A 24258-nucleotide genomic window follows, 5' to 3' on the forward strand; every position below is an offset into this window, starting at 1 on the left:
GGACAAACTATGCAAAAAATTCTCTCTTCCGCTTTTGTTCAGGGAATGGTTAAAGCGACTAGCGACATGTGGTTAAAGGGCTGGGATGAGCGTAACGGCGGCAACGTCAGCCTGCGTTTATTACCAGAAGAAGTTCAGGATTTCACCACTGATTTCTACGCAGAACCGCGTTGTATCGAATTGACCAAACCAGCTCCGGCGCTGGCCAATGATTGGTTCCTGGTAACCGGTTCGGGCAAATTTTTCCGCAACGTGCAGATCGATCCTGCTGATTGCCTCGCGCTGCTGCAGGTGGATGACAAAGGGTTGTCTTACAAAATCCATTGGGGATTAAGTAATGGCGGCTTGCCCACTTCCGAGCTGGCGGCGCACTTCCAGTCACATAGCGTGCGTAAGCAGATCTCAAACGGCGTTGATCGCGTCATTATGCACTGCCATGCCACCAACTTTATGGCGCTGAGCTATGTGGTGGATCTGGATTCCGCGCGTTTCACGCGTTTGCTTTGGGAAGGCAGCACCGAATGCCTGGTGGTGTTCCCGGATGGGGTAGGGATCCTGCCGTGGATGGTGCCGGGTACCGATGGTATTGGTCAGGCTACCGCCGATGCCATGGCAAATCACAGTATTGTGATGTGGCCGTTCCACGGCATATTTGGTGCGGGTCCAAATCTTGATGAGACCTTTGGACTGATCGATACCGCTGAGAAGTCATCCGAAGTGGTGGTTAAAGCGCTTTCGATGGGCGGCATTCGTCAAAGCATCACGACTGAACAGTTGATTGCGTTGGGCGAGCGTTTCAACGTTAAACCGTGGCAGGCTGCGCTGCAGGCGGAGCGCAGTGATGTTGCGTAAAGCCTTTGTGATGCAGGTACATGCTCACTGCCATGATGAGTATCTGCGTCGTCACTCACCGATTTGGCCGGAGCTGGCAGAAACGCTGAAAGCACATGGCGCGCACAACTACGCCATCTGGCTGGATGAGGAGCGTAATCTGCTGTTCGCTAGCGTGGAAATTGAATCTGAAGCGCGCTGGGATGCGGTGGCGAAAACGGAAGTGTGCCAGCGCTGGTGGGCATCGATGAAAGATTTGATGCCTTCGAATGCGGATCACAGTCCGCTGAGTGCGGCATTGAAACCGATGTTTTTCTTGCCGTAACTCTGATTTGCCTCTGCATGCAGTAAGCGAGCAGAGGCAATATTCAGGCCGGCAATGACGTCGGCCTGAATAATATTAAGCACTTAATTCACAATATCCTGCCAGAGCGGGCCATATCGCCATCTGCGTATCGACAATCTGGTCAAGATCTGCACGATCGGCGCCTTCCCGAGCGCGAACCGACATTCCTTGTAATAAGCAGGCCAGATAGCGGGCTAACGTGGTGCTGTTGGCACATTGCGGCAATTCGCTGCGCTGCTGCCTTGTATCAAGAAAAGCCTTCAAGGCTGATTCCTGCGCATGGTGCTGTTGAGCAAGCATTTGCGCCACTTCTTCTGAGCCTGAAGATAACGCGCTGGACGTACAAATAAAGAAGCAGCCAGCGGGTTTGTCACATTCAGTGAAACAAGCGGCAGTCGCGCGGAAATAGGCTTCAATCGCCGTTTTCACATCCAGAGCATCATCATTCAGCACGGCATTACGCTGCGCGCTAAATGTCTCGATGTAACGCTGCATTGCCGCGCGGAATAAACCTTCTTTATTTTCAAACTCTGCGTAAAGCGTAGGGGCTTTCGCGCCGGTTGCATTGACCAAATCGGACAGCGACGTGCCTTCGTAACCATGCGCCCAGAACAGCATCAATGCCTTATCAAGAGCATCGTTGCGATCAAACACTTTCGGGCGGCCACGCGTTTTACGGTTCACCGCATCGATAATTTCTGTCATTGGGCACCTCAAACTTTAAAAACACTCAATTAAATTACCGATCACTAACTAAATATGCAAGCGCAGCCGGAAATGTGCGGGGAGCACTTTGCCCGTTTGTGCTTTTAACCTGGCAAAGCACCCGAATGGATAAGTCAAAAAGGGCGCGGAAGCCCATAATCACGCCACTTCCCATTAAAATAATGACCGTTAATAAAATGATTGACGCGGCCACCCTTTCGGCAGTAGCATTTAATTAACGGTTGTTAACTTAATCGCAACCGACCCCAATTCATCTGTGAAAGAGAGAAAATTATGAAAAGCATTAAACTGACCCTGGCCGCTGTAGCCCTGTCTTCAATCGCATTTGGTAGCATGGCTGCCGATCTGGTGAACGAGGCTCCACTGAATCAACAACAAGTTGGCGTGATTAGCGCATCAGGCAGTACTAACCTGACATCGCTGGAGAATCAGCTAGCGGAAAAGGCCAATGCTGCCGGAGCAAAGTCTTTCCGCATCACTTCGACCTCTGGCAACAACAAGTTAAATGGCACAGCGGTAATTTATAACTAGTTGATTATTGTGCGAAGCGCGGAAACGCGCGGCGGGCGAGGCAAGTAAAAGGCTTCAGAAGATTATCCTTCTGAAGCCTTTTTTATTATCCGTTAGAACGTAACTGCGGATAGCGGCGGAAGATAGCAATGCACCAGAACAACGCGGCAAGACCAATAATGCCACCCACGTTACCAACATCTGACATATTCATATGCAGGCTAACCTGGTTGCCCAGCAAGGCACCGGCGCCAATACCGATGTTGTAAATACCCGAGAATAGCGACATGGCGACGTCGGTAGCGTCTGGCGCCAGCGCCAGTACGCGCACCTGCATTGCCAGGCCAATCATCATCATCGCCATGCCCCAGATGATGCACAACACGGTGATAGCTGCGGGACGCACCGCAGCAAACACCAGCAGCCCCATGCTGAGTGTGATCATCGCAATTGCGGCGATCAGCATTGCCGAAGGGAATTTGTTGCCCAGGGTACTGAACAATATGCTGCCGATAATCCCAGCCGATCCAAACAGCAGCAGAAGTAGGGTGGTGAAATTAGCATCAGCATTCGCGACCACTTGCATAAAGGGTTCGATGTAGCTGTAAGCGGTGTAATGCGCGGTTACCACGACTGTGACCAGGATGTACATGGCCACCAGCGCGGGTCTGCGGAACAGCATCGGCACGCTGCTCAGCGAACCGGTATGTTCGCTTGGCAGACGTGGCAAGACGCGCATCAGCAAAATCATCAGGACTAATGCCGAAAGACCAATCATGCCAAAAGTCGTGCGCCAGCCAAGATACTGACCAACGATACGACCAATCGGTACGCCCAGCACCATCGCCAGCGCCGTACCGGTTGCCAGCATACTTAATGCCTGGGTTTTCTTACCGGCAGGCGCTACGCGAATGGCCAGCGAAGCGGTAATCGACCAAAACACCGCATGTGCTAAGGCAATACCAATGCGCGAGATTACCAATGAGGTGAAATCCCACGCCACGGAGGAGAGCACATGGCTGGCGACGAAGACGATAAACAGGATTGACAGCAGCAAACGCCGCTCAATGTTGCGGGTCAGCAACATTAACGGTAGCGATAAGAGTGCCACGACCCACGCATAGATAGTCAGCATGATGCCGACATCGGCAGTCTTCATGGCATAACTGGCGGCAATATCCGACAGCAAACCGACCGGAACAAATTCGGTGGTATTGAAAACAAAAGCGGCAATAGCCAGCAGCACGACGCGCAGCCAGGCTGTTTTACGGGAGACGGTAGTAGATTGCATGGAGTTCAAATCTGTCAGACAGCGAGTGAAAGGGCCGGCGTTGCACCCAATTTAAGTGACCGGTGTCACAAATTGCCGCTATTGTGGAGCATTAATGAGCTGAGGGAAACCTTTTGTCGGGCTTTTATTACTGAATATTTTTTATCGCCGAAAGCGTGGTTAATAGCCTGAGGTTATTATTGTTTCTTGCTGCAACGTATCGACCTTAGCGCTGAGAATGGACGGCTGGATCTTACCGCTTAAAAGCTGCAGGAAGATCCAGTGAATATTAAGCTGAATTTTATCGTTATTATGAAACGCCTCAGTACTGCTTAACAAAATGACTTCGCTGTCCGGCCATTCTCAGACCACTATTATCAGAGTCTCACCATATGTTTTAGTGCCACGCTATTCTGGGTTGTCATGTTTTTTTTTAGCCCAATCGGGCAGCAGTGCTCACATCCTAACGCGCTGGCATAAAATTTACGCGCCTGCTGAATAGCCGCGTTGGGCGTGTAGAAGGTACCCAGAAAACGCCGTGCATTATCGGAAGGTAAGAACGGGCATCCCGTTGCATGTACTACATGGTTGTCGTTATAGCCGGCATGCTTATCGACGTAATAATAGAGTTCCATCTTACGGCCTCATTGCTGTGAAATAATAAAAAGTCTAACTATTGTTGGAATGGAATGAATTATAGCGATGAATGGACGTTTTGTTTTATCTGGGACTGGCAGAATGCCGGATGACGTGGGCCGCAGAAGAGAACGGGGCGCTAACGCCCCGCTTAAAAGATGAAAGGTATTACAGTTTTCGGCACTGCAAACGCCAGCCAACCAGCAAAGCCATTAACAATAGCAGGCTAATGAAGGCGGTGACGCCGCTCCAACCATAGCTGTGCCAGAAAACCCCGCCCAGCGTACCCGCCACGCTAGAGCCAACGTAATAACTGAACAGATAGAGTGACGATGCCTGGCCTTTAGCGCGGCGCGCGCGTGGGCCAATCCAGCCGCTGGCCACCGAGTGTGCGGCAAAGAAGCCGGCGGTGAACAGCATCATGCCAGGTAAGATTAGCCACAGCGAGTTGAACGCCGTGAGCAGTAGACCAGCCAGCATGATCGCGGTGGCAGCAATCATTACCGGGCCGCGCCCGAAGCGGCTGGTCATGGCACCGGCTTTCGGCGAACTCCATGACCCCGTCAAATACACCACCGAGAGTAAACCCACCACCGCCTGGCTCAAAGACCACGGCGCGCTGAGCAGACGATATCCGATGTAGTTGAATAGCGTGACGAACGCGCCCATTAGCAGGAAGCCTTCGGCAAACAGCAGCGGCAGACCTTTATCACGCCAGTGCAGGCGGAAATTGATCAATAAACTGCGCGGACGAAGCGAGGCGGGCCTAAAGGGGCGTGATGCCGGCAGAATTTCCCAGACCCCCAGCGCCCCCGCCAGCGCGAAGCAGCCAATCACTCCAACCGCGACACGCCAGGAGAAGAAGTCGGTGAGTACGCCGGTGAGCAGACGTCCACTCATGCCGCCAATCGAGTTACCGCTGATATACAGCCCCATTGAAAAGGCGATAACCCGCGGATGAATCTCTTCACTCAAATAGGTCATGCCAACCGCCGCGACGCCACTCAGCGATAAACCGATCAATGCGCGCATCAGCAAAATGCCTTGCCAACTGCTCATGGTCGCCGAGATTAGGGTACAAATGGCGGCCAGTAACAGAGCGGTGACCATTACCGATTTACGGCCAATCGCATCAGATAATGGACCGGTAAACAGCAATCCCAACGCCATTAAGCCGGTCGAAAGCGAGAGCGAGATGCTGCTTTGCGCCGGGGAAACGCCAAACTGCTGTGACAGCACCGGCAAAATGGGCTGCACGCAATAAAGCAGAGCAAAAGTGGCAAGGCCGGCGGAGAACAGGGCAAGCGTCACGCGCATAAACTGCGGCGATCCGCGTTCAATCCATTCTGAAGGGGTTGCAGTTGAAGCAGGCTTTACCGATATCTCGTCTTCATCGAATATCACCGCCTGGGAAGAGCGACTCACGGAACATCCTCGGTTTGGGAAGCATAGCGTTACTGTAGGAAAGGGCGAATAGGTTGTACAATATATTAATAATCTCAAATGAAACGTTTAACATATGAATATAGAGTTACGTCATTTGCGCTATTTCATCGCGGTCGCCGAAGAGTTGCATTTTGGTCGTGCCGCGCAGCGTCTGAATATTTCACAGCCGCCGCTCAGCCAGCAGATTCAACAGCTGGAGCAGGAGATTGGCGCGCAACTGTTCACGCGCACCAATCGCAGCGTGCAAATTACGCCGGCTGGCGAACTGTTTTTGCAGGATGCGCGCACGATATTACTGCAGGTTGATCAAGCCGCTCGCCGCGCCGCGCGTGTACATAGTGGTCAGGAGGGCGAGTTGCGGATTGGTTTTACCTCTTCGGCTCCTTTTACCGGATTAGTCTCGGATGCGCTCTATCAATTTCGTCAGCGCTGGCCGGACGTGCACATTCAGATGCAGGAGAACAATACGCGTCAGCAGCTGGCGCCTCTGCATGATAACCGGCTGGATCTGGGGGTAATGCGCAATACGCCGTTACCGGCTGATCTGCAGCATCGCGTGTTGCTGCGTGAGCCGCTTTGCGCGGTGGTGCACTGGGCGCATCCACTGGCCGATGCTGAATCGATCTCCATTCAGGCGCTGGCCAAAGAACCCTTTGTGTTTTTCGATCCGCAGGGTGGAACTGCGCTGTATGGTGAAATTCTGGCACTGCTGCATCGCTATCAAATCAAACCCTTTATTACCCAGGAAGTGGGCGAAGCGATGACTATTCTTGGACTGGTGGCGACCGGTCTTGGCGTTTCGATTTTACCCGCTTCATTCCGGCGCGCGCGCCTGGCAGATGTGGTGTGGATTCCGTTACAGGAGAGTGACGCGATTTCTGAAGTTTGGCTGGTGTGGTCAGCAATGCGCGAACCCAGTGCGCAGATGACTCATATGATGTCGTTGATGCTACAAAACGCAGAAATTTGAACCACCTTGCAGGCAGCGGCATAAACTTTATGTGCGATAAATCACATTTCTAATCAAATATTTGACGCTGCCGGTCAATCTGCATCACCATAGCTGCTGTTTATTTAGAAGCGCGAAAATAATGGGAGCAGGGCGTGAATCTGTACAGTCAACCTGGCCATATTGACCAGATAAAACAGACCAACGCAGGTGTGGTTTACCGACTGATTGACCTTTACGGCCCGATTTCGCGTATTGAGCTTTCTAAACGTGCCCAGTTAGCACCCGCCAGTATTACCAAAATCGTGCGTGAAATGCTCGATGCCCATCTGGTACAGGAAACCGAATTTCAGGAGCCGGGCAGCCGCGGTCGTCCAGCGATTGGTCTCATTCTCGATACGTTAGCCTGGCACTATCTCGCCGTTCGCATTCAACCGGGACAGATTACGCTGACGCTGCGCGATCTCAGCACGCGCGCGTTGCAGGAAGATCGTTTGCCGTTACACGCCACCGCTGAAAAACCGCTGCTGCAAACGCTGCATGATGTAGTGAATGACTTCTTTATTCGCCACCAAAGCAAGCTGGAGCGTTTAACGGCCATCGCCATTACCTTGCCGGGATTAATTAACGCCGCATCCGGTGTGGTGCATCGTATGCCAGGTTATGACGTACAGGATATGCCCTTAGGCGAAACGCTGGCAGAGCGCACCGGTTTACCGGTTTTTGTGCAGCATGATATTTCTGCCTGGACGTTAGCCGAAGCGCTGTTTGGTGCCTCAAGCGGTGCACAGCATGTGATTCAGATTGTGATCAATGAAACCGTTGGCGCCGGTGTGATCAGCGGAGGACAGCTGCTGCATAAAAGTGGCCGCACTCTGGTGGAGATCGGGCATACGCAAATCGATCCTTATGGCCAGCAGTGTTATTGCGGCAATAATGGCTGTCTCGAAACCGTGGCCAGCACCGGAAGTCTGTTGAATCTGACGGCGCAGCGCTTGCCATCACAGCCAGATAGCCTCTTGCATCAGGCACCACTCACCATTGACACGCTTTGTGCCGCTGCGCAGCAGGGCGATCGTTTGGCGCGCGACGTCATCGCCGGTGTCGGGCATCATGTTGGCCGCATGCTGGCGATGATGGTCAACATCTTTAATCCTCAACAAATACTTATCGGTTCGCCGCTTAATCAGGCGGCTGATGTCCTGTTTCCTGCGGTGAGCAGTACCATCCGTCAGCAGGCATTGCCGGCTTACAGTAGCGAGATTCAGCTGACACCAACGGCTTTCAGCGATCCTGGCACCTTCGGCGGCGCTGCGCTGATAAAAGACGCGCTTTATAGCGGCCATTTATTGGTAAAACTGTTGCAGGGATAATGACAGCCCGCCTTAAGTTTGCGCTAACGCAATCTGCCGTTAAAAACATTTCCTTAAACTGCCTCCTTCGCACGTTACACATCGCTTTAATGAAGGAGGAGAAAGGTGAAAACGCTTTTTGTCACCGGTACCGACACCGCGGTGGGTAAAACCGTGGTTTCACGCGCGTTGTTGCAGTGCTTTGCCCAAGCGAATGTCTGCGCCGCAGGTTTCAAGCCTGTTGCCAGAAGCGCGCATATCACGCCGGAAGGATTACGCAATAAAGATGCAGTGTTACTACAGCACTCTTCCGGTCTCACTCTGCCTTATCACGCCGTTAACCCTATCATTCTGGAAGAGGATGCGATTAGCACCGGCTCGTCACAGCACGTTGATTATGCACAGCTAAGTCAGGGGTTGAAGGAGTTACAGGAGTGCGCGGCCCGCGTGGTGGTGGAAGGCACCGGCGGCTGGCGCAGTTTAATGAACAATCGGCAGCCTTTATCACAATGGGTGCAACAAGAGCATCTGCCGGTGGTGCTGGTGGTGGGAATTAAAGAGGGTTGCATCAGCCACGCTTTACTGACCGCCGATGCCATTGCGCTTGATGGATTGCAATTAGTGGGTTGGGTCGCGAATCGTATTAATCCCGGCTTAGCGCATTACGCTGAAATCATTGCGGTTTTACGCGAAAAATTGGCTGCGCCACTGCTCGGCGAGTTGCCTTATCTTCCACGCGCCGAACAGCGCGAACTGAGCGGCTACCTGGATATTTCTTTACTGAATACGGTGTTGTCGCACGACGATAGTGCAAAGCCCGCCGCCTGATGAAACAAAATGCAGCAAATGATCAATGGCTGAACCCATGGTTTCATGGCTCGGCCATTCCTACTCTTCAGTTAAATCCTCATGATTTCAATTTCTTATTATAAAAAACGCACTGTTTCTTTCGCGATGGCGTGATTCATGCATCAGCTCCTCTGATGAATATCTTGCCGGAGCCGCGTTATGTCGCAATCAGATGAAAAAGGTTTGTTATATGGGCTGAATGACCGCATCGGTCCATTGCCTGCATTTTGTGCCGCACTGCAGCATGTACTGGCCAGCGTCGTTGGCATTATTACGCCACCGCTGATTATCGGTTCCGTACTGGGACTCCAGGCGTGGATTCCTTACCTGATCAGCATGTCGCTGGTGGTTTCTGGTCTGGGGACATTTCTGCAGGCGCGTCGCTTTATGGGGATTGGCGCCGGGATGATTTGCCTGCAGGGCACCAGTTTTGCTTTTCTCGGGGTAATTTTATCGGGAGGGTTAATGGTCAAGGCACGCGGTGGATCGCCCGAAGAGATCATGGCGATGATCTTTGGTTGCAACCTGGTCGCGGCCATGATTCCGATGCTGATCAGCCGCTGCATTGCGCCATTGCGTAAAGTGCTGACGCCGGTGGTGACCGGCACCGTGATTACCTTAATTGGTATCAGCCTGATTAAGGTCAGCATCACCGATTGGGCCGGGGGACATAACGCCACCAATTTCGGTGCACCCGGCAACCTGGCGCTGGGGGCGCTGACGCTTCTGGTGATTATTGTGTTAAACCGTTCGCAAAATCGCTGGACGCGCCTTGTCGCGGTGGTTGCCGGTATTGCCGTGGGTTGTATCGCGGCAGCGTTAACCGGACATCTCAGCCTGAAGCCGATGGCGGAGACGCCCTGGCTGATGATGCCTGAACTGTTTCGTTTTGGTTTTGCTTTCGACTGGACCATCTTCGTGCCCATTGCGCTGGTCTCTGTGATTGCGGTGATTGAAGCGGTTGGCGATCTCACGGCCAACTGCATGCTGTCGCAACAGCCGATTGAGGGCGAGGAGTTTGAGCGCCGTATGCAGGGCGGCATTTTTGCCGACGGGATTAGTTGCTTACTCGCTGCGGTTTTTTCTGCCTTTCCAAATACCACTTTCGCGCAAAATAACGGCGTCATCCAGATGACCGGCGTGGCCAGTCGCTATGTTGGCATGGTGATTGGTGTGATGTTGCTGCTGCTCGGGATGTTCCCAACCATTGGTTATTTGCTGCAGCAGATTCCGCCGCCGGTGCTAGGCGGAGCAACTATTGTGATGTTTGGTAGCGTAGTTGCGGCAGGTATTCGCGTGATGACGCAAACGCCGCTCGGACGTCGCGAGATGTTGATTGTCGCGGTTTCGTTCGGTATCGGCTTAGGCGTAGAAGCGGTACCTGAAGTGCTGAAACAGTTTCCTTCACTAGTAAGCAACCTGTTTGGTCATGCGGTAACTACGGGTGGGATACTGGCGATTGTGCTTAATGTGATTCTGCCAGCTGAACGTGGTGAAGTGGTTGCAGTTAAAACGGTGGAGGAATCGCCCTAACTAAACGCACCGAGTCAAAGAGCCGAGGGGCATATGGCAGAGGAGTAAAGCATCCCGCGCCAGGGAAGGCGCGGGCTGAGCCTCAGGGACGATTTATGGCGACTTTACTTTCTGCCATATGCCCCTCGGCGACTGCACAAAATTTTACGGATTCAACCGACGACGCGTGCGTCCAGAGCTCAGATAATCAGCAATATAATCCTGCGATATCTCGCCGCTGTAACGCCCATCCTCATCAACAATCGGCATCCACACTGTGTTGTGCTCATAGAGTTTCGATAACACTACGCGCAGGTTTTCTTCCGCTTTGCCCGTCACTTTAAAGGTATGCAGCATCTCTTCGCAGCGGCCCGTTGCGGCACGCGCTTCGCGACGCTTTACAAAACCCAGTGGCTTGCCATCTTCATCCACCACCGTCACCGAACGCATATCGTTATCATCCATGGTGGCGAAAGCTTCCTGCAATGGCGTATTACGCTGCACGGTGATGGTAGGTTGTTGATCGGTGACATCGCCCGCTTGCACCAGCAACAAACGTTTCAGCGTACGGTCCTGTCCGACAAAAGAGCCGACAAAATCGTTGGCGGGTTTTGCCAGCAGCTCATCCGGGCTGGCGCACTGCACAATTTTACCCTGACCAAACACCGCAATGCGGTCGCCGAGCTTCAGCGCTTCATCGATATCGTGGCTTACCAGCATCACGGTTTTCTTCAGCTGACGCTGCATCTCAAGGAATTCGTTCTGAATCACTTCACGGTTAATTGGATCGACCGCACCGAAAGGTTCATCCATCAGCAATACCGGTGGATCAGCGGCCAGCGCGCGAATCACGCCGATACGCTGCTGTTGCCCACCGGACATTTCACGCGGGTAACGATGCAAGAACTTGGTCGGATCGAGTGCCACCATGCTCATCAGCTCCGTGGCGCGTTCGCGGCAGCGCTTTTTATCCCAACCGAGCATGCGCGGCACCACGGTGATGTTCTCTTCGATAGTCATGTTCGGAAACAGACCAATCTGCTGGATGACATAGCCAATGTTACGGCGCAGGGTCACGGTATCCTGTCCGCTGGTGTCTTCACCGTTGATTAAAATTCTGCCGCTTGAAGACGGGATCAAGCGGTTAATCATCTTCAGCGTCGTGGTTTTGCCACAGCCCGATGGGCCGAGCAGCACACACATTTCCCCGGCAGGGACTTCCAGGCTGACGTTATCTACGGCATTTAATGACGTGCCGTTCTTTTGCGTAAAGGTTTTCGTCAGGTTTTCCAGTTTTATCATTATCGAATCCCCTTAGGAGTCAGCGCCGACTGCAAACGGTGCAGTAGCCAATCAAGCACAATCGCGAGCAAACAAATCATTAAAGCACCAGCAATCAACATGCGCACATCGCTGCCGCTGATACCGTCGAGTAGCTGCAGGCCCAGGCCGCCGGCACCAATGACCGCAGCAATCGCCATGACACCTACGTTCATCACTACCGCAGTACGAATACCGCCGAAAATCACCGGCAGCGCCATCGGAATTTCTACCCAGCGCAGGCGTTGCCAGAAGGTCATGCCAATCCCGCGACCGGCTTCACGCAGGCCCGGCGACAAATTCTCCAGTGCGGTATGGGTATTGCGCACAATCGGCAATAACGAATAGAGGAAAACCGCAGTAATCGCGGGAAGGGCGCCGATGCCCTGGCCGATCATCGAAAACAGCGGAATCATCAAGCCAAACAATGCAATGGTCGGAATGGTTAACACAATGGTGGCAATACCCAATACCGGCGTCGCCAGCCATTTGAAGCGCACAATCAAAATGCCCAGCGGCACGCCAACCATGATCGCGAAACCGACCGCTACCAGCACCAGCCACGTATGTTGCCAGGTGAGCGTCATCAAGGTGTGCCAGTTATTCATGATGTAATGCAAGGTATCCACAGCGCCTCCTTACAGCATGTTTTTAGATTGAAGGAAATCACGCGCCACCTGTTGCGGTGACTGATGATCGATATCGACGCGCTTGTTCATCTCGGTGATGGCTTCGTCATTAATCAATGCCGACAGCTGATTGAGCGCGCTATCTAACCCTGGATGGCTCTCAAGCACATCCTGACGCACCACAGGCGTGACGTTGTAACTTGGGAAGAAGTGCTTATCATCTTCTAATACCTTGAGTTCGAAGCCTTTCACCCGGCCATCGGTGGTATAGATCAGGCCGGCATCAACAAACCCATCGCGAATCGCGTTGTACACCAGGCCGGGATCCATCTGGCGAATCTGCGGTCTGTCGAGCGGCATGTTGTAAGCTTTTTGCAGCGGCTTCAGGCCATCGGAGCGTCCTGAGAATTCGAGATCCAAACCGAGTTTCCAGTTGTGGTCCGGATCGTTCTTGCGCACCTCTTCCAGCTTCGCCACCAGCTGCGACATGGTGTTGATGCCTTCTTTGTCCGCGCGGTCACGCTGCATAGCAAACGCATAGGTGTTGTTCATCGGGGCAGGATTGAGCCACACCAATCCCAGTTTGGCGTCCAGCTGTTTCACCGTCTTATAGGCGTCTTCGGTCGACATCGGCTTATTGATGTGATTAAAGATGATCAGTGAAGTCCCGGTGTACTCCCAGGTCATATCAATCTGTTTATTGATCATCGCGTTACGACCAATAGTGGTGGCGATATTGGTCTTCGGAATCACCTGAAAACCTTTCTTCTGCAGCCACAGCACCGTCATCGCAGACAGGATGTGTTGCTCAGTAAAACTTTTGGTCGCCATGGTAATGGGGGTTGCAGCGGCGGCGCTTTGGCTGATTAGCAGCGTCGCGCTCAGTGCCAGCGCAGTACGTTTTACCCAGCGCGCCAGCTTATTGGCAGTGGCCATCACAAAACTCCTTGTGTTAAGCCGCAGAGTGCGGGCTGAGATAACGTCCCAATGCCGCAAGCAGCATGTCGAGAATCAGGGCAACTAGCGCCGTTGCGACTGCGCCCAGAATCAGCGTTGGGAAGTCGTTGAGGTAAATGCCAGGGAAGATCAGCTCACCAAAGCTGCTGGCGCCAATCAGGAAGGCTAAGGGCGCAGTACCCACGTTAATCGCGGTAGCGATGCGTACACCGGCTAAAATCACCGGTAACGCGTTGGGAATCTCTACCTGACGCAAACGCTGAAACTTAGTCATACCTATACCGTTGGCGGCTTCAATCAGCGACGGCGGAACCGCACTTAAACCGGCAAAAGTATTACGCACAATCGGCAGCAGCGAGGCGAGGAACAGGGCAATCAGCGCAGGTCGATCGCCAATACCCACGATCACCATGGCCAGCGCCAATACCGCCAGCGGTGGCAGCGTGTTACCCACGTTGAAGATCTGCATCACGTATTCTGCCCAGCGACGGGCGAAAGGACGGCTGAGTAAAATGCCGCTGGGAATACCGACCAGTAGCGCGAAGAACATCGACCAAAACACTAAAAACAGATGCTGCTGCGCGAGATAAATTAAATCCTCTCGGCGATCGCGCAGCGTATTCAGGCCCAGCCCCCACACCAGCAGGGCTATCACCGCAATGATTGCGAGCAATGCCAGTCCAGCACGGCGGGCGAGCGATGCATTTTGCATAGCAAGTATCTCCCTGATTTAAAAAATCGTTCGATCGGGTTATGTCATTCTCAGGATGACGGCGCAGTGCAGAAACACACACCTACGAAAATCCTTCATCCTTTTAAATTGCAGTTAAAATGACTGTTAGCAGATGCTTTTGCAGCGAATAACTGGAAAGCACCGTAAAAAGCTATAGCAATGCTTGCCGATAAGCGCCAGTTTTTGCGGCAAAATCAGACAGATAGAAACGATAAAAAATTGTGCTTAACCCGCGTGGAATAAGGCATTATCCGACAATAAAAAATTTTCATCGAAATAGGTGACGGCGTCACAAAGTGGCGCACACAGAGGAAACTGCTGCGGTGAATTTTGAGCTAGCCTTGTTAGAAATTAGGGAGACGTATGACTGAAACTGCAGAATTGAACACGGAACATCGTCACTGGATTCTCATCGGCTGCATGCTAGCGATGTTTATGGCGGCGATTGAAGTCACCATCGTGGCCACCGCGATGCCAACCATCATTGCCGATCTTGGCGGCTTTGCGCAGTTCGGTTGGGTATTTTCCATCTATCTGCTGACACAGGCGGTCAGTGTGCCGCTGTATGGCCGCTTAGCCGATATGTGGGGGCGCAAACGGCTACTGTTTATCGGCGTGTCGCTGTTTTTGGTCGGCTCCATTCTATGCGGATTTGCCCACAGTATGACGTGGCTGATCCTGTTCCGTGCCTTTCAGGGATTGGGCGCAGGCGCGATTATGCCGCTTACCTCAACCATCGTGGCGGACGTCTACTCGCCGCGCGAACGCGCGAATGTGCAGGGCTGGCTCTCCAGCGTCTGGGGCGTCGCGGCGATCATTGGCCCGCTCAGCGGCGCCTGGCTGGTGCAACACTTTAGCTGGTCGGTGATTTTCTGGGTCAACGTGCCGATTGGCCTCATCGCCATGCTGCTGCTGGCGCGTTTCCTACCGACACGTGAGCAGAACCAGCAAACCACGCTTAACCTCACCGGCAGTTGCTGGCTGATGATCTGCGTCACGGCGCTGTTGGTGGCGCTGTTGCAAGCCGAGGTACTGGGTTATTGGCTGCTGCCGTTCCTGCTGTTAGCGCTGGTTGCTGCCTGGCGCCTGAAACATCATGAACAGCGCGCCGATGCGCCGCTCTTCCCGCTAGAGATTTGGCGCAGTCGGCTGATTGTCGCCGGCAACGTCGGCAATCTGATTATCGGTGCCAGCATGATGGGCATCAGCGCTTTTTTGCCGACGTGGATTCAGGGGATTACCGGCGGCACGCCGCTGCAGGCGGGTAGCGCATTGGCGATGATGTCGATTGGCTGGCCGCTGGCGAGCACCCTGAGCGGACGATTGATGCTGGTGACATCGTACCGCTTCACTGCGCAAATGGGGGCGTTACTGCTGATCGCTGGTAGCGCATTACTGCTGCTACTGCGCAGCGATAGCTCGATCATGCAGGCCGGTTTAACCGCCTTTGTGATTGGCACCGGCATGGGCATGACCAGCACCACCTTTTTGGTGTCGGTACAGAACCATGCCCATTACGATATTCGTGGCATTTGCACCGCCTCAATCATGTTCAGTCGCATGATCGGCTCGGCAATTGGAACGGCATTATTAGGCGCGGTGCTCAATCTCAACCTCTCGCTGCGTCTGCCGCAGGCCGACGATCCGATGCAAAAAATCATGTCGCACCAGAGCCGCCAGGCGCTGCCGGAGGCGACGCTGCATGACTGGACCGGGCAAATTGCCAGCTCTTTACATTGGGTGTTTGTGGTTTCACTGCTGATTGCGCTGTTAACGCTGTGGGTAGCGTGGATGATGCCGCGTCAAAGGCCGGAAGTGGAGTAAAGCAGGGCGGCCTGAGAGCCGCCCGAAGGTTTACTGCGCTGGCGTATCCTGCGAGCTGCCAGCGCTATCTGGTACGCTGCTGTCGCCGTCACGACCATTTTTCTTGTAGACGATTTTCTGTGTGTCGTTCTCACAATGGCCCACAACCTGACCGCCGACCTGATCGGCTTGATCATTGGCCACGATATCCAGCGTGAAGTCCGATTCGGCAACGCCGTTATTAATAATTTTTTTGCTGATGTCCGCTTTAACACTTTCACAAGATGCCTGCGCCAGAACCGGCAGCGCCAGCATCGCCATCAACAGAACTGCATTACGTTTTTTCATCATTCACTCCGTTGGTCAGAATTCCTATCAAAACTATAGCAGTGATGACCGATTATGGCGCCAGCGGACGTCCGGTACGACGATCAAGGCAGCGCAGCGTATTGGGTTCCCAGTAAGCGTTAACGTTGTAGCTCTTCTCGCAGGAGTCGCGGGTATCAAAGGCTTTATCGGCTTTGTCGAACTCTTTCTCAACGCGCGTATTCACTTTGTTACGCAGGTTTTTGGTATCGTTCCATTGCTCTTTACTTTGGCGAGCGGCTTCGTTGCTGGATGCGCTGCTACCATCTTCAATAATCAGGCGATCGGTTTTGGCGGAAGCCATTGGCGCAGCCAGCAACACGCTGGAAGTCAGCACGGTAGCCAGCAGGGCAGAAAACAGTTTTTTCATTGTCATTTCCTTCAGTTAACACCAGCACAGCCGGGATCGCGGCTGTAACAACCTTAGGCGCTAGTATATCATCGCTGCTTCTTTGCTCACCAGCGGTGAGCACTCTGTTTAGCTTAGTGAGAGATTTACCATGCTGGTGAAAACCACCTTGCTGTTTTTTATCACTGCGATCGCGGAAATTGTGGGTTGTTTCCTGCCGTGGCTGTGGCTGAAGAGGGGCATGACGGCCTGGCTGCTGGTGCCGGCGGCGGCGAGCCTGGCGCTGTTCGTCTGGTTATTGACGCTGCATCCAGCGGCAAGCGGACGCGTCTATGCGGCGTATGGCGGCGTGTATGTGTTGACCGCGCTAATCTGGCTGCGTGTGGTGGATGGTGTGAAGCTGAGTACGTGGGATTGGGTCGGCGCGCTGGTTGCTTTTAGCGGTATGCTGATCATCGTTGCAGGCTGGAGCCGTGTTTAATCACCGACAACATGAAAGTACGATATTAGGGGAAACATCCCGATGAGGTCGTAGCGGCGAAAGCCGCCGGAGCGCCTCACGGGATGGTCGCCCCGGATATCTCGATGGCGCAGCGTGCAACTGCTGTTAGCCTTTATGCACCTTCAAACCTGCGGTGGTTTGCGTTACGGGCATAATCTCGAGCGTATTGATGTTGACGTGTTTTGGCAGTGTGGTCACCCAATATACCGCTTCGGTAACATCTTCGGCCGTCAGTGCGGTGGTGCCTTCATATACCTGTTCCGCTTTGCCATCATCGCCTTTGAAGCGCACGTTAGAAAATTCGGTGCCGCCAACTAAACCTGGCTCAATATCGGTTACGCGCAGCGCGGTGCCGTGCAGGTCGGTACGCAGATTCAGGCTGAACTGACGCACGAAGGCTTTGGTCGCGCCATAAACGTTACCGCCTAAATATGGCCAGCTGCCGGCAATTGAACCGATATTCACAATATGCCCCACGTTGCGCTCAACCATCGCAGGCAGCACTGCGCGCGTCATATACACCAAGCCTTTATTGTTGGTGTCGATCATATTTTCCCAATCTTCAATATTGGCTTTATGCGCCGGTTCAACGCCCAGCGCCAGGCCGGCATTGTTCACCAGCACATCAATATCGCGCCATTCGGCGGGCAGGGCGGCAATCACTTCGTCGATGGCGGCGCGATTGCGCACGTCCAGCTGCACGGTATATAGATTGTCGCCCAGCTCTTCTTTCAACTCTTTTAAGCGCTCAGCGCGACGTCCGCTGGCGATCACCTTGTGACCTGTAGCAATGAAGCGGCGGGTGATACTTTGACCAAAACCAGCAGTTGCGCCAGTAACAAAAATAATCATCTCACTGTTCCTTAAACGATTTCAGGTTATCAGCCACACCTTAGCATTAACCTTGAACCCATGCTCATGAAAACCAAATGCAAGCTGTTGCAGGATTTTGCCTGCACGTTGAGAGTGCAATCGCGCACCACAAAGACGCACGTCCTTGGGTTAAAAACAGGCGTATTGAGGCAAAACTCACCGCAATGTTAAATAGCAACCGTTTGCCACTATAAGCAACCGGTTGCGCATACGATTGCGATGCCAGCTTGACACATAAACCAGTAAAATCAACCTATTATATTGAATTTAAACAGTATTTTTTGTTCTTTGCGTTGGCATGCGCTTTGCAAACTATCTTTAAGCAATTACCTGCACATAAAAAGCACCAAGGAACCGTTATGCCTTACGCATCCGAAACGCTGCTGCGCGCCAGCTTCTTTGATATCACCGCTCTGGCCGCGCAGCCGGACGACATCGCCGCTAACGCGCGCTATCTCGAAGATGGCTTATTAACGCTGCGCGACGGCAAAGTGGTCAGCCTCGAAAGCTGGCAGATCGCGGAAGGGCGCGTCAATCCGGCAGAGGTTACCGATCTGCGCGGCAAACTGATTGTGCCGGGCTTTATCGATACCCATATTCATTACCCGCAAACTGAGATGATTGGTGCCTTCGGTGAGCAGTTACTCGAATGGCTGAATCACTATACCTTCCCGGTGGAAAGCCAATATCACTGTCCCGATCACTCCGCAAAAATGTCGGCGTTCTTCCTGCAGCAACTGTTATCAAACGGCACCACCACCGCGCTGGTGTTTGGTACTGTGCACAAGCAGTCGGTGGATGCATTATTTAGCGCGGCGCATCAGTTGGATATGCGCCTGATTGCCGGCAAAGTGATGATGGATCGCAACGCGCCGGAATACCTAACCGAAACGCCGGAACAGAGCTACCAGCACTCGCGTGAACTGATTGAACGCTGGCATCAACGTGGTCGCCTGAGCTATGCGCTCACGCCGCGCTTTGCGCCCACATCCTCGCCGGCGCTGCTGGACAAAGTGCGTCAGCTGCGCGAAGAGTTTCCGGATGTCTGGATGCACACGCACTTGAGTGAAAACCAGCAGGAGATCGCCTGGGTAAAAACACTGTTCCCGGAGCGTGACGGTTATCTCGACGTCTACCATCATCACCAACTCACCGGCAAACGCAGCGTGTTCGCCCACTGTTTGCATCTGGAAGATAAAGAGTGGCAATGCCTGCACGACACCGATTCGTCGATTGCTTTCTGCCCGACCTCAAACCTGTTTCTCGGCAGCGGCTTGTTCAATATCAAACGCTGCTGGCAGCAGGGCGTGCGCATGGGCATCGGCACCGACGTTGGCGCGGGAACCACTTTTAATTTGCTGCAAACGCTCGGCGAAGCCTACAAAGTCGGTCAGTTACAGCAGTACAAACTCAGCGCCTGCGAAGCGTTCTATCACGCCACCTTAGGCGGCGCGCACGCGCTCGATCTGGATGACGTCATCGGCAACTTTAATCCCGGTAAAGAGGCCGATTTCGTGGTGCTCGACCCGGCAGTCTCGCCGCTGCAGCAGCTGCGCCATGCCAACAGCAAAGATATCTGGGAGCGCCTGTTCGTGCTGATGACGCTGGGCGATGACCGCAACATCGCGCAGACCTGGGTGAGCGGCAAGCCGGTATGGCAGCGCGAAAGTGAGGAGCAAATCGCATGATTCAGTTTTTACTCAACAATCGTTTAGTCACCGAACACGCGCTGGATCCCAATCTCACCGTGCTCAACTACCTGCGAGGTGCGCAGCAGCGACGCGGCACCAAAGAGGGTTGCGCCTCAGGGGATTGCGGTGCCTGCACCGTTACGCTCGGTAAGGTCGTCGATGGCCAGATGCACTATCAGGCGGTCAACAGCTGTCTGACGCTGGTCAGCAGCCTGCAGGGTAAGCAACTGATCACCGTGGAAGATCTTAAACAGGGCAGCGAACTGCACAGCGTGCAGCAAGCGATGGTGGATTGCCACGGATCGCAGTGCGGTTACTGCACACCGGGCTTTGTGATGTCGCTGTTCACCCTGCAAAAAAACAGTGATGGCTGGAATCGTCATCAGGCGGAACAGGCATTAGCGGGCAATCTCTGCCGCTGCACCGGTTATCGTCCGATCATGGATGCAGCGCAGCAGGCATGTGAACGCGCACATGCAGATGCGTTTACGGCTAACGCCGCCTCGCTGGTGCAGCGTTTACAGGCGCTCAGCAACGATGAAGTGCAGATCATCGAAGCCGATGGCAGTCGCTGTTATCTGCCGAAAACCGTGGCGCAGCTCGCCGACCTTTATCAGCAGCATCCCGAGGCGCGTTTAGTGGCGGGCGGCACCGATCTGACACTGCAGATTACCCAGCAGTATCAACGCTTGCCGCTGTTGATTGCGCTGGAGCAGGTTAACGAACTGAAGATTTGCCACCAGGATCAAGATCATATTTATCTCGGTGCCGCCGCGTCCTTACACCAGTGCTACCAGTTTCTGGCGCAGCAGATCCCGGCATTTAGCCGCATGCTGGAGCGTTTTGCCTCGCTGCAAATCCGCAATCAGGGCACGTTAGGCGGCAACATTGGCAATGCATCCCCGATTGGCGATTGTGCGCCAATGCTACTGGCGTTAAACGCGCAACTGATATTGCAGCAGGGTGAACAGCAGAGAAGAGTTCCGCTCGATCAATTCTTTACCGCATATCGTCAAACGGTAATGCAGCCGGGTGAGTTCATTCACAGTATCACTATCCCTAAAGTGACGGTGTCACCCAATTTTACCGCATGGAAAGTGGCGAAACGCCTGGATGACGATATTTCCGCCGTGTTCGCCGCCATCAATCTGCACATCAACGATGAGGTGATTGTGGAAGCGCGTATCGCCTTTGGCGGCATGGCAGCAACACCGAAACGCGCGCTGGCAGCGGAAACAGCATTGCTTGGCCAACCGCTGAATCTCACCAGCATTGAAAAAGCCTGTGCCGCGCTGAGCATGGATTTCCAGCCGCTGAGCGACTTCCGCGCCAGCGCCGATTATCGCCTGCAGGTGGCACGCAATCTGCTGTGCCGCTACTACGCGCAAGCGTCTGGCGAGCTGACCATTACCGAGGTGTCGCGCTATGTCTCATAACCGCCCGGAACTGAATGAAACCCTGCTGAAAACGCAGTTCGCCACCGGCATGCAAACTGGCGTGGGGCGCAGCAACAAACATGAAAGTGCCGACAAGCACGTCTCCGGTGAAGCGCTATATATTGACGATAAGCCCGATCTACCGGGATTACTGCATCTCTGTCCGCGCCTCAGCGAGCATGCGCACGCGCGCATCACCAAACTCGATGTGCAACCCTGCTACGCGGTGCCGGGGGTGGTCAGCGTACTGACCTGGCGCGATGTGCCAGGCCTCAACGATGTTGGCCCGCTGGAACCTGGCGATCCGCTGCTGGCGCAGGACACCATCGAATACTTCGGCCAAATTGTGATTGCCGTCGCGGCTGACTCTCCGGAAGCGGCGCGTGCCGGCGCCGCAGCCGCGATGATTGAGTATGAAGCACTTCCGGCGGTACTCGACGTGCGTGAAGCACTGGAACAGCGCTTCTTTGTGCAGCAGCCACATGTTCATCAACGCGGTGATGCCGAAGCCGCGCTGGCGCGAGCGCCCCGGCGAATTCAGGGCGAGTTTCATATCGGCGGCCAGGAGCACTTTTATCTGGAAACCCAGACGGCGCTGGTGATTCCTGGCGAAGATGACAGCCTGCAGGTGTTCTCCTCCACGCAAAACCCCACCGAAGTGCAAAAACTGGTGGCGGAAGTGATGGGCATCACCATGAATAAAGTCACCATCGATATGCGACGCATGGGCGGTGGCTTTGGTGGCAAAGAGACGCAGGCGGCGGGCGTGGCCTGTTTGTGTGCTATCGCTGCACGCCAGCTGCGTAAACCGGTGAAGATGCGTCTGGCGCGGCGCGACGATATGCAGATTACTGGCAAACGCCATCCGTTTTTTGTGCGTTACGACGTCGGCGTTGAGGCAGATGGCCGCTTCTGTGGCGTGAAAATTGATTTGGCCGGCAACTGCGGCTATTCACTCGATCTCAGCGGATCGATTGTCGATCGCGCGATGTTCCACGCCGATAACGCCTATTACCTGGGCGATGCGCTGATCACTGGCTATCGCTGCCGCACCCACACCGCGTCTAACACCGCTTATCGCGGCTTTGGCGGCCCGCAGGGCATGGTGGCGATTGAGCAGATCATGGATCACATCGCGCGTGAAATGGGACTGGACCCGCTTGAGCTGCGCAAACGCAACTATTACGGCAAAACCGATCGCAACATTACCCATTACCACCAGCAGGTGGAGGACAATCTGCTGGATGAGATGACCGCCCAGCTCGAAACCAGCAGTGAATATGCGGCACGTCGCCGTGAAATTAGCGCGTTTAACGCCAGCAACCGTTTTATGAAACGTGGGCTGGCGCTGACGCCGGTGAAATTTGGCATCTCCTTTACCTCCAGCTTCCTTAATCAGGCGGGCGCGCTGATTTTGATCTACACCGATGGCACGGTGCAGCTCAATCATGGCGGCACCGAAATGGGTCAGGGTTTAAACACCAAAGTGGCGCAGATTGTGGCGGAAGTGCTGCAAATCGATATCAGCCAGATTCAGGTCACCGCCACCGATACCGGTAAAGTGCCGAACACCTCGCCAACGGCCGCCTCTAGCGGCGCCGATCTCAACGGCAAAGCGGCGCAGAATGCCGCGCAAATCCTGCGCGAGCGCATGACCGAGATGCTGTGTCAGCAGCATCAATGTGCTGCTGACGCGGTGAGTTTTAGCAACGGCATTGTGCGCGTCGGTGAGAAGCACTTCACTTTTGCTCAGGTGGCGCAGCTTGCCTGGCTTAACCAGGTGCCGCTCTCTGCCACCGGCTTCTATAAAGTGCCGGGCATCCATTACGATCGTGCTGCCGGACGCGGCAAACCGTTCTATTACTTCTCCTACGGCGCCGCCTGCTGCGAAGTGTTGGTCGATACCCTGACCGGCGAATACCGCCTGCTGCGCGCCGATATTCTGCATGATGTGGGCGCCTCGCTGAATCCCGCTATCGATATCGGGCAAGTGGAGGGCGGTTTCGTGCAGGGCATGGGCTGGCTCACCTGCGAAGAGCTAGTATGGAATGATAAGGGCAAACTGCTCACCGACGGCCCAGCCAGCTATAAAATCCCGGCGATCAGCGATGTGCCGAGCGATTTACGCGTCACGCTGGTGGAGAATCGCAAAAATCCGCGGGACACGGTGTTCCATTCGAAAGCCGTTGGCGAGCCGCCCTTTATGTTAGGCATTGCCGTATGGTGCGCGTTACAGGATGCCGTCGCCAGCGTCGACAACTATCGCCGCCATCCGCAACTGGATGCACCCGCCACGCCAGAGCGGGTGTTCTGGGGGATTCAGCGCTTATCAGGAGCAGAGCATGATTTATCATGACTGGATTAGCGTGCTGCACAGCCTGCGCGAGAAGCGCGAGAGCTGCGTGCTTATCACCGTGCTCAGCGAGCGTGGCTCGGTACCGCGCGATCGCGGCAGCAAGATGGTGGTGAGCGCCAGCGATACGTTTCTGACGATTGGCGGTGGTCATCTTGAATATCAGTGCATTGCGCAAGCGCGTGCCATGCTGCAGCAACGGTGCATGCAACCGCGCAGTGAAGAGTTCGCGCTGGCCGCACGTCTCGGCCAGTGCTGCGGCGGTCATGCCACGTTGCTGTTTGAACCGCTGATGCAGCATCAGCCAGAAATTCACCTGTTTGGCGCCGGTCATGTTGGCCAGGCGTTGGTAAATTTACTGGCAACCTTACCGTGCCATATCACCTGGATTGATAGCCGCGCCGCGCAGTTTGGCGCGGTACCGGCTGGCGTCACGGTGCGCCAGGTCGACGATCCTATCGACTGTGTGCGGGAAGCCGCCCCCGACAGTTACTTTGTGGTGATGACCCACGATCATCCGCTGGATCTGGCGCTCAGCGAGGCGATTCTGCGCCGCGGCGATTTCCGCTATGCCGGAGTGATTGGCTCGGCGACGAAAGCCCAGCGCTTTCGTTATCGGCTAGAGGGCAAAGGCATTGCCACCGAATCCGTTGCGCGCCTGCGCTGCCCGATTGGTTTAGCGGATGTGAAGGGCAAGTTGCCAGCGGAAATTGCGGTGGCGGTGGCGGGCGAAATCATCAGCGTTTATCAGCAGCAGGCGATAAGTTGTTGAGAGAGGTGGAAACTGCCAGGATAGAAACATCCCGCCGCCGCCGTGCG

Annotated in this window: 24 protein-coding genes; 13 read left to right on the plus strand and 11 right to left on the minus strand. The window is 54.3% G+C overall.

Going from position 1 to position 24258, the window contains the following annotated elements; genetic code table 11:
* Nucleotides 1–9 precede the first annotated feature (9 nt).
* On the plus strand, nucleotides 10–852 hold the full coding sequence (gene rhaD / locus AC790_RS14580; RefSeq protein WP_007887913.1) for a rhamnulose-1-phosphate aldolase: 843 nt from the start codon (nucleotides 10–12) through the stop codon (nucleotides 850–852).
* Nucleotides 842–1156, plus strand: coding sequence for an L-rhamnose mutarotase (gene rhaM, locus AC790_RS14585; RefSeq protein ID WP_049852241.1), 315 nt, complete (start codon nucleotides 842–844; stop codon nucleotides 1154–1156). The genes rhaD and rhaM overlap by 11 nt, the downstream gene beginning before the upstream one ends.
* A 75-nt stretch (nucleotides 1157–1231) precedes the next feature.
* On the opposite strand, the gene AC790_RS14590 is transcribed toward rhaM, so the two are convergent.
* A complete protein-coding gene (locus AC790_RS14590; RefSeq protein WP_049852242.1) occupies nucleotides 1232–1882 on the minus strand; it encodes a TetR/AcrR family transcriptional regulator in 651 nt (216 codons plus the stop codon).
* A 294-nt stretch (nucleotides 1883–2176) separates the two neighbouring features.
* Here AC790_RS14590 and AC790_RS14595 point away from each other — a divergent pair, with 294 nt between their 5' ends.
* Entirely contained in the window at nucleotides 2177–2434 is a 258-nt protein-coding gene (locus AC790_RS14595) for a YdgH/BhsA/McbA-like domain containing protein (protein WP_007887905.1), read from the plus strand.
* Between the two features lie 85 nt (nucleotides 2435–2519).
* Here the strand turns inward: AC790_RS14595 and AC790_RS14600 are convergent, their stop codons facing one another.
* From AC790_RS14600 to AC790_RS14610, 3 genes are all read right to left on the minus strand, one after another.
* A complete protein-coding gene (locus AC790_RS14600) occupies nucleotides 2520–3704 on the minus strand; it encodes a sugar transporter (protein ID WP_049852243.1) in 1185 nt (394 codons plus the stop codon).
* A 356-nt stretch (nucleotides 3705–4060) separates the two neighbouring features.
* Nucleotides 4061–4318, minus strand: a complete 258-nt coding sequence (locus tag AC790_RS14605) for a hypothetical protein (RefSeq protein ID WP_007887902.1) — start codon at nucleotides 4316–4318, stop codon at nucleotides 4061–4063.
* 169 nt (nucleotides 4319–4487) lie between these two features.
* Complete coding sequence (locus AC790_RS14610) at nucleotides 4488–5744, minus strand: MFS transporter (RefSeq protein WP_049852244.1); 1257 nt, start codon at nucleotides 5742–5744, stop codon at nucleotides 4488–4490.
* 94 nt (nucleotides 5745–5838) lie between these two features.
* On the opposite strand from AC790_RS14610, the gene AC790_RS14615 reads away from it, so the two are divergent.
* The 4 genes from AC790_RS14615 to AC790_RS14630 all read left to right on the plus strand — a co-directional run bounded on the left by AC790_RS14615 (nucleotide 5839) and on the right by AC790_RS14630 (nucleotide 10448).
* Nucleotides 5839–6735: a LysR family transcriptional regulator gene (locus AC790_RS14615; RefSeq protein WP_049852245.1), complete on the plus strand. Its 897-nt coding sequence runs from the start codon at nucleotides 5839–5841 to the stop codon at nucleotides 6733–6735.
* A 134-nt stretch (nucleotides 6736–6869) separates the two neighbouring features.
* On the plus strand, nucleotides 6870–8087 hold the full coding sequence (locus tag AC790_RS14620; RefSeq protein WP_049852246.1) for an ROK family protein: 1218 nt from the start codon (nucleotides 6870–6872) through the stop codon (nucleotides 8085–8087).
* A gap of 105 nt (nucleotides 8088–8192) precedes the next feature.
* A complete protein-coding gene (gene bioD / locus AC790_RS14625; protein ID WP_049852247.1) occupies nucleotides 8193–8894 on the plus strand; it encodes a dethiobiotin synthase in 702 nt (233 codons plus the stop codon).
* Nucleotides 8895–9074: 180 nt separating this feature from the next.
* Nucleotides 9075–10448: a nucleobase:cation symporter-2 family protein gene (locus AC790_RS14630; RefSeq protein WP_049852248.1), complete on the plus strand. Its 1374-nt coding sequence runs from the start codon at nucleotides 9075–9077 to the stop codon at nucleotides 10446–10448.
* 144 nt (nucleotides 10449–10592) lie between these two features.
* On the opposite strand, the gene osmV is transcribed toward AC790_RS14630, so the two are convergent.
* From osmV to AC790_RS14650, 4 genes are read right to left on the minus strand one after another with little or no spacing between them, the layout of a single operon-like run.
* A complete protein-coding gene (gene osmV / locus AC790_RS14635; protein WP_007887886.1) occupies nucleotides 10593–11729 on the minus strand; it encodes an osmoprotectant ABC transporter ATP-binding protein OsmV in 1137 nt (378 codons plus the stop codon).
* Nucleotides 11729–12376: an osmoprotectant ABC transporter permease OsmW gene (gene osmW, locus AC790_RS14640; protein WP_007887885.1), complete on the minus strand. Its 648-nt coding sequence runs from the start codon at nucleotides 12374–12376 to the stop codon at nucleotides 11729–11731. The genes osmV and osmW overlap by 1 nt, the downstream gene beginning before the upstream one ends.
* Nucleotides 12377–12385: 9 nt before the next feature.
* A complete protein-coding gene (locus tag AC790_RS14645; protein ID WP_007887884.1) occupies nucleotides 12386–13312 on the minus strand; it encodes a glycine betaine ABC transporter substrate-binding protein in 927 nt (308 codons plus the stop codon).
* A 16-nt stretch (nucleotides 13313–13328) separates the two neighbouring features.
* The gene (locus AC790_RS14650) at nucleotides 13329–14045 is read right to left on the minus strand and encodes an ABC transporter permease (protein WP_007887883.1); all 717 of its coding nucleotides are present in this window, start codon (nucleotides 14043–14045) and stop codon (nucleotides 13329–13331) included.
* A 384-nt stretch (nucleotides 14046–14429) separates the two neighbouring features.
* On the opposite strand from AC790_RS14650, the gene AC790_RS14655 reads away from it, so the two are divergent.
* Complete coding sequence (locus AC790_RS14655; RefSeq protein ID WP_007887882.1) at nucleotides 14430–15890, plus strand: MDR family MFS transporter; 1461 nt, start codon at nucleotides 14430–14432, stop codon at nucleotides 15888–15890.
* A 30-nt stretch (nucleotides 15891–15920) separates the two neighbouring features.
* Here AC790_RS14655 and AC790_RS14660 read toward each other — a convergent pair whose 3' ends face one another.
* Nucleotides 15921–16217, minus strand: coding sequence for a DUF1161 domain-containing protein (locus AC790_RS14660; RefSeq protein ID WP_007887881.1), 297 nt, complete (start codon nucleotides 16215–16217; stop codon nucleotides 15921–15923).
* Nucleotides 16218–16269: 52 nt separating this feature from the next.
* Nucleotides 16270–16605: a DUF1283 family protein gene (locus tag AC790_RS14665; protein WP_007887880.1), complete on the minus strand. Its 336-nt coding sequence runs from the start codon at nucleotides 16603–16605 to the stop codon at nucleotides 16270–16272.
* Nucleotides 16606–16735: 130 nt separating this feature from the next.
* Between AC790_RS14665 and AC790_RS14670 the strand changes: the two genes are divergently transcribed.
* Nucleotides 16736–17065 carry a YnfA family protein gene (locus AC790_RS14670; RefSeq protein WP_007887879.1) on the plus strand — a complete coding sequence of 110 codons (330 nt, stop codon included), beginning with the start codon at nucleotides 16736–16738 and terminating at the stop codon, nucleotides 17063–17065.
* Between the two features lie 126 nt (nucleotides 17066–17191).
* Here the strand turns inward: AC790_RS14670 and ydfG are convergent, their stop codons facing one another.
* Nucleotides 17192–17938: a bifunctional NADP-dependent 3-hydroxy acid dehydrogenase/3-hydroxypropionate dehydrogenase YdfG gene (gene ydfG / locus AC790_RS14675; RefSeq protein WP_049852249.1), complete on the minus strand. Its 747-nt coding sequence runs from the start codon at nucleotides 17936–17938 to the stop codon at nucleotides 17192–17194.
* Between the two features lie 380 nt (nucleotides 17939–18318).
* Between ydfG and guaD the strand changes: the two genes are divergently transcribed.
* The 4 genes from guaD to xdhC are packed head-to-tail and all read left to right on the plus strand — an operon-like array spanning nucleotide 18319 to nucleotide 24211.
* Nucleotides 18319–19647 carry a guanine deaminase gene (gene guaD / locus AC790_RS14680; RefSeq protein ID WP_049852250.1) on the plus strand — a complete coding sequence of 443 codons (1329 nt, stop codon included), beginning with the start codon at nucleotides 18319–18321 and terminating at the stop codon, nucleotides 19645–19647.
* Nucleotides 19644–21086: a xanthine dehydrogenase small subunit gene (gene xdhA / locus AC790_RS14685; protein WP_049852251.1), complete on the plus strand. Its 1443-nt coding sequence runs from the start codon at nucleotides 19644–19646 to the stop codon at nucleotides 21084–21086. Before guaD ends, xdhA begins: the two co-directional genes overlap by 4 nt.
* Nucleotides 21076–23442 carry a xanthine dehydrogenase molybdopterin binding subunit gene (xdhB, locus tag AC790_RS14690; protein WP_049852252.1) on the plus strand — a complete coding sequence of 789 codons (2367 nt, stop codon included), beginning with the start codon at nucleotides 21076–21078 and terminating at the stop codon, nucleotides 23440–23442. Before xdhA ends, xdhB begins: the two co-directional genes overlap by 11 nt.
* The gene (gene xdhC / locus AC790_RS14695; RefSeq protein WP_049852253.1) at nucleotides 23429–24211 is read left to right on the plus strand and encodes a xanthine dehydrogenase accessory protein XdhC; all 783 of its coding nucleotides are present in this window, start codon (nucleotides 23429–23431) and stop codon (nucleotides 24209–24211) included. The genes xdhB and xdhC overlap by 14 nt, the downstream gene beginning before the upstream one ends.
* The last annotated feature ends 47 nt before the right edge of the window (nucleotides 24212–24258 follow it).

Origin of the sequence: Pantoea sp. RIT-PI-b, from assembly GCF_001187905.1 — a bacterium.
Taxonomy (GTDB): Bacteria; Pseudomonadota; Gammaproteobacteria; order Enterobacterales; family Enterobacteriaceae; genus Pantoea; species Pantoea nemavictus.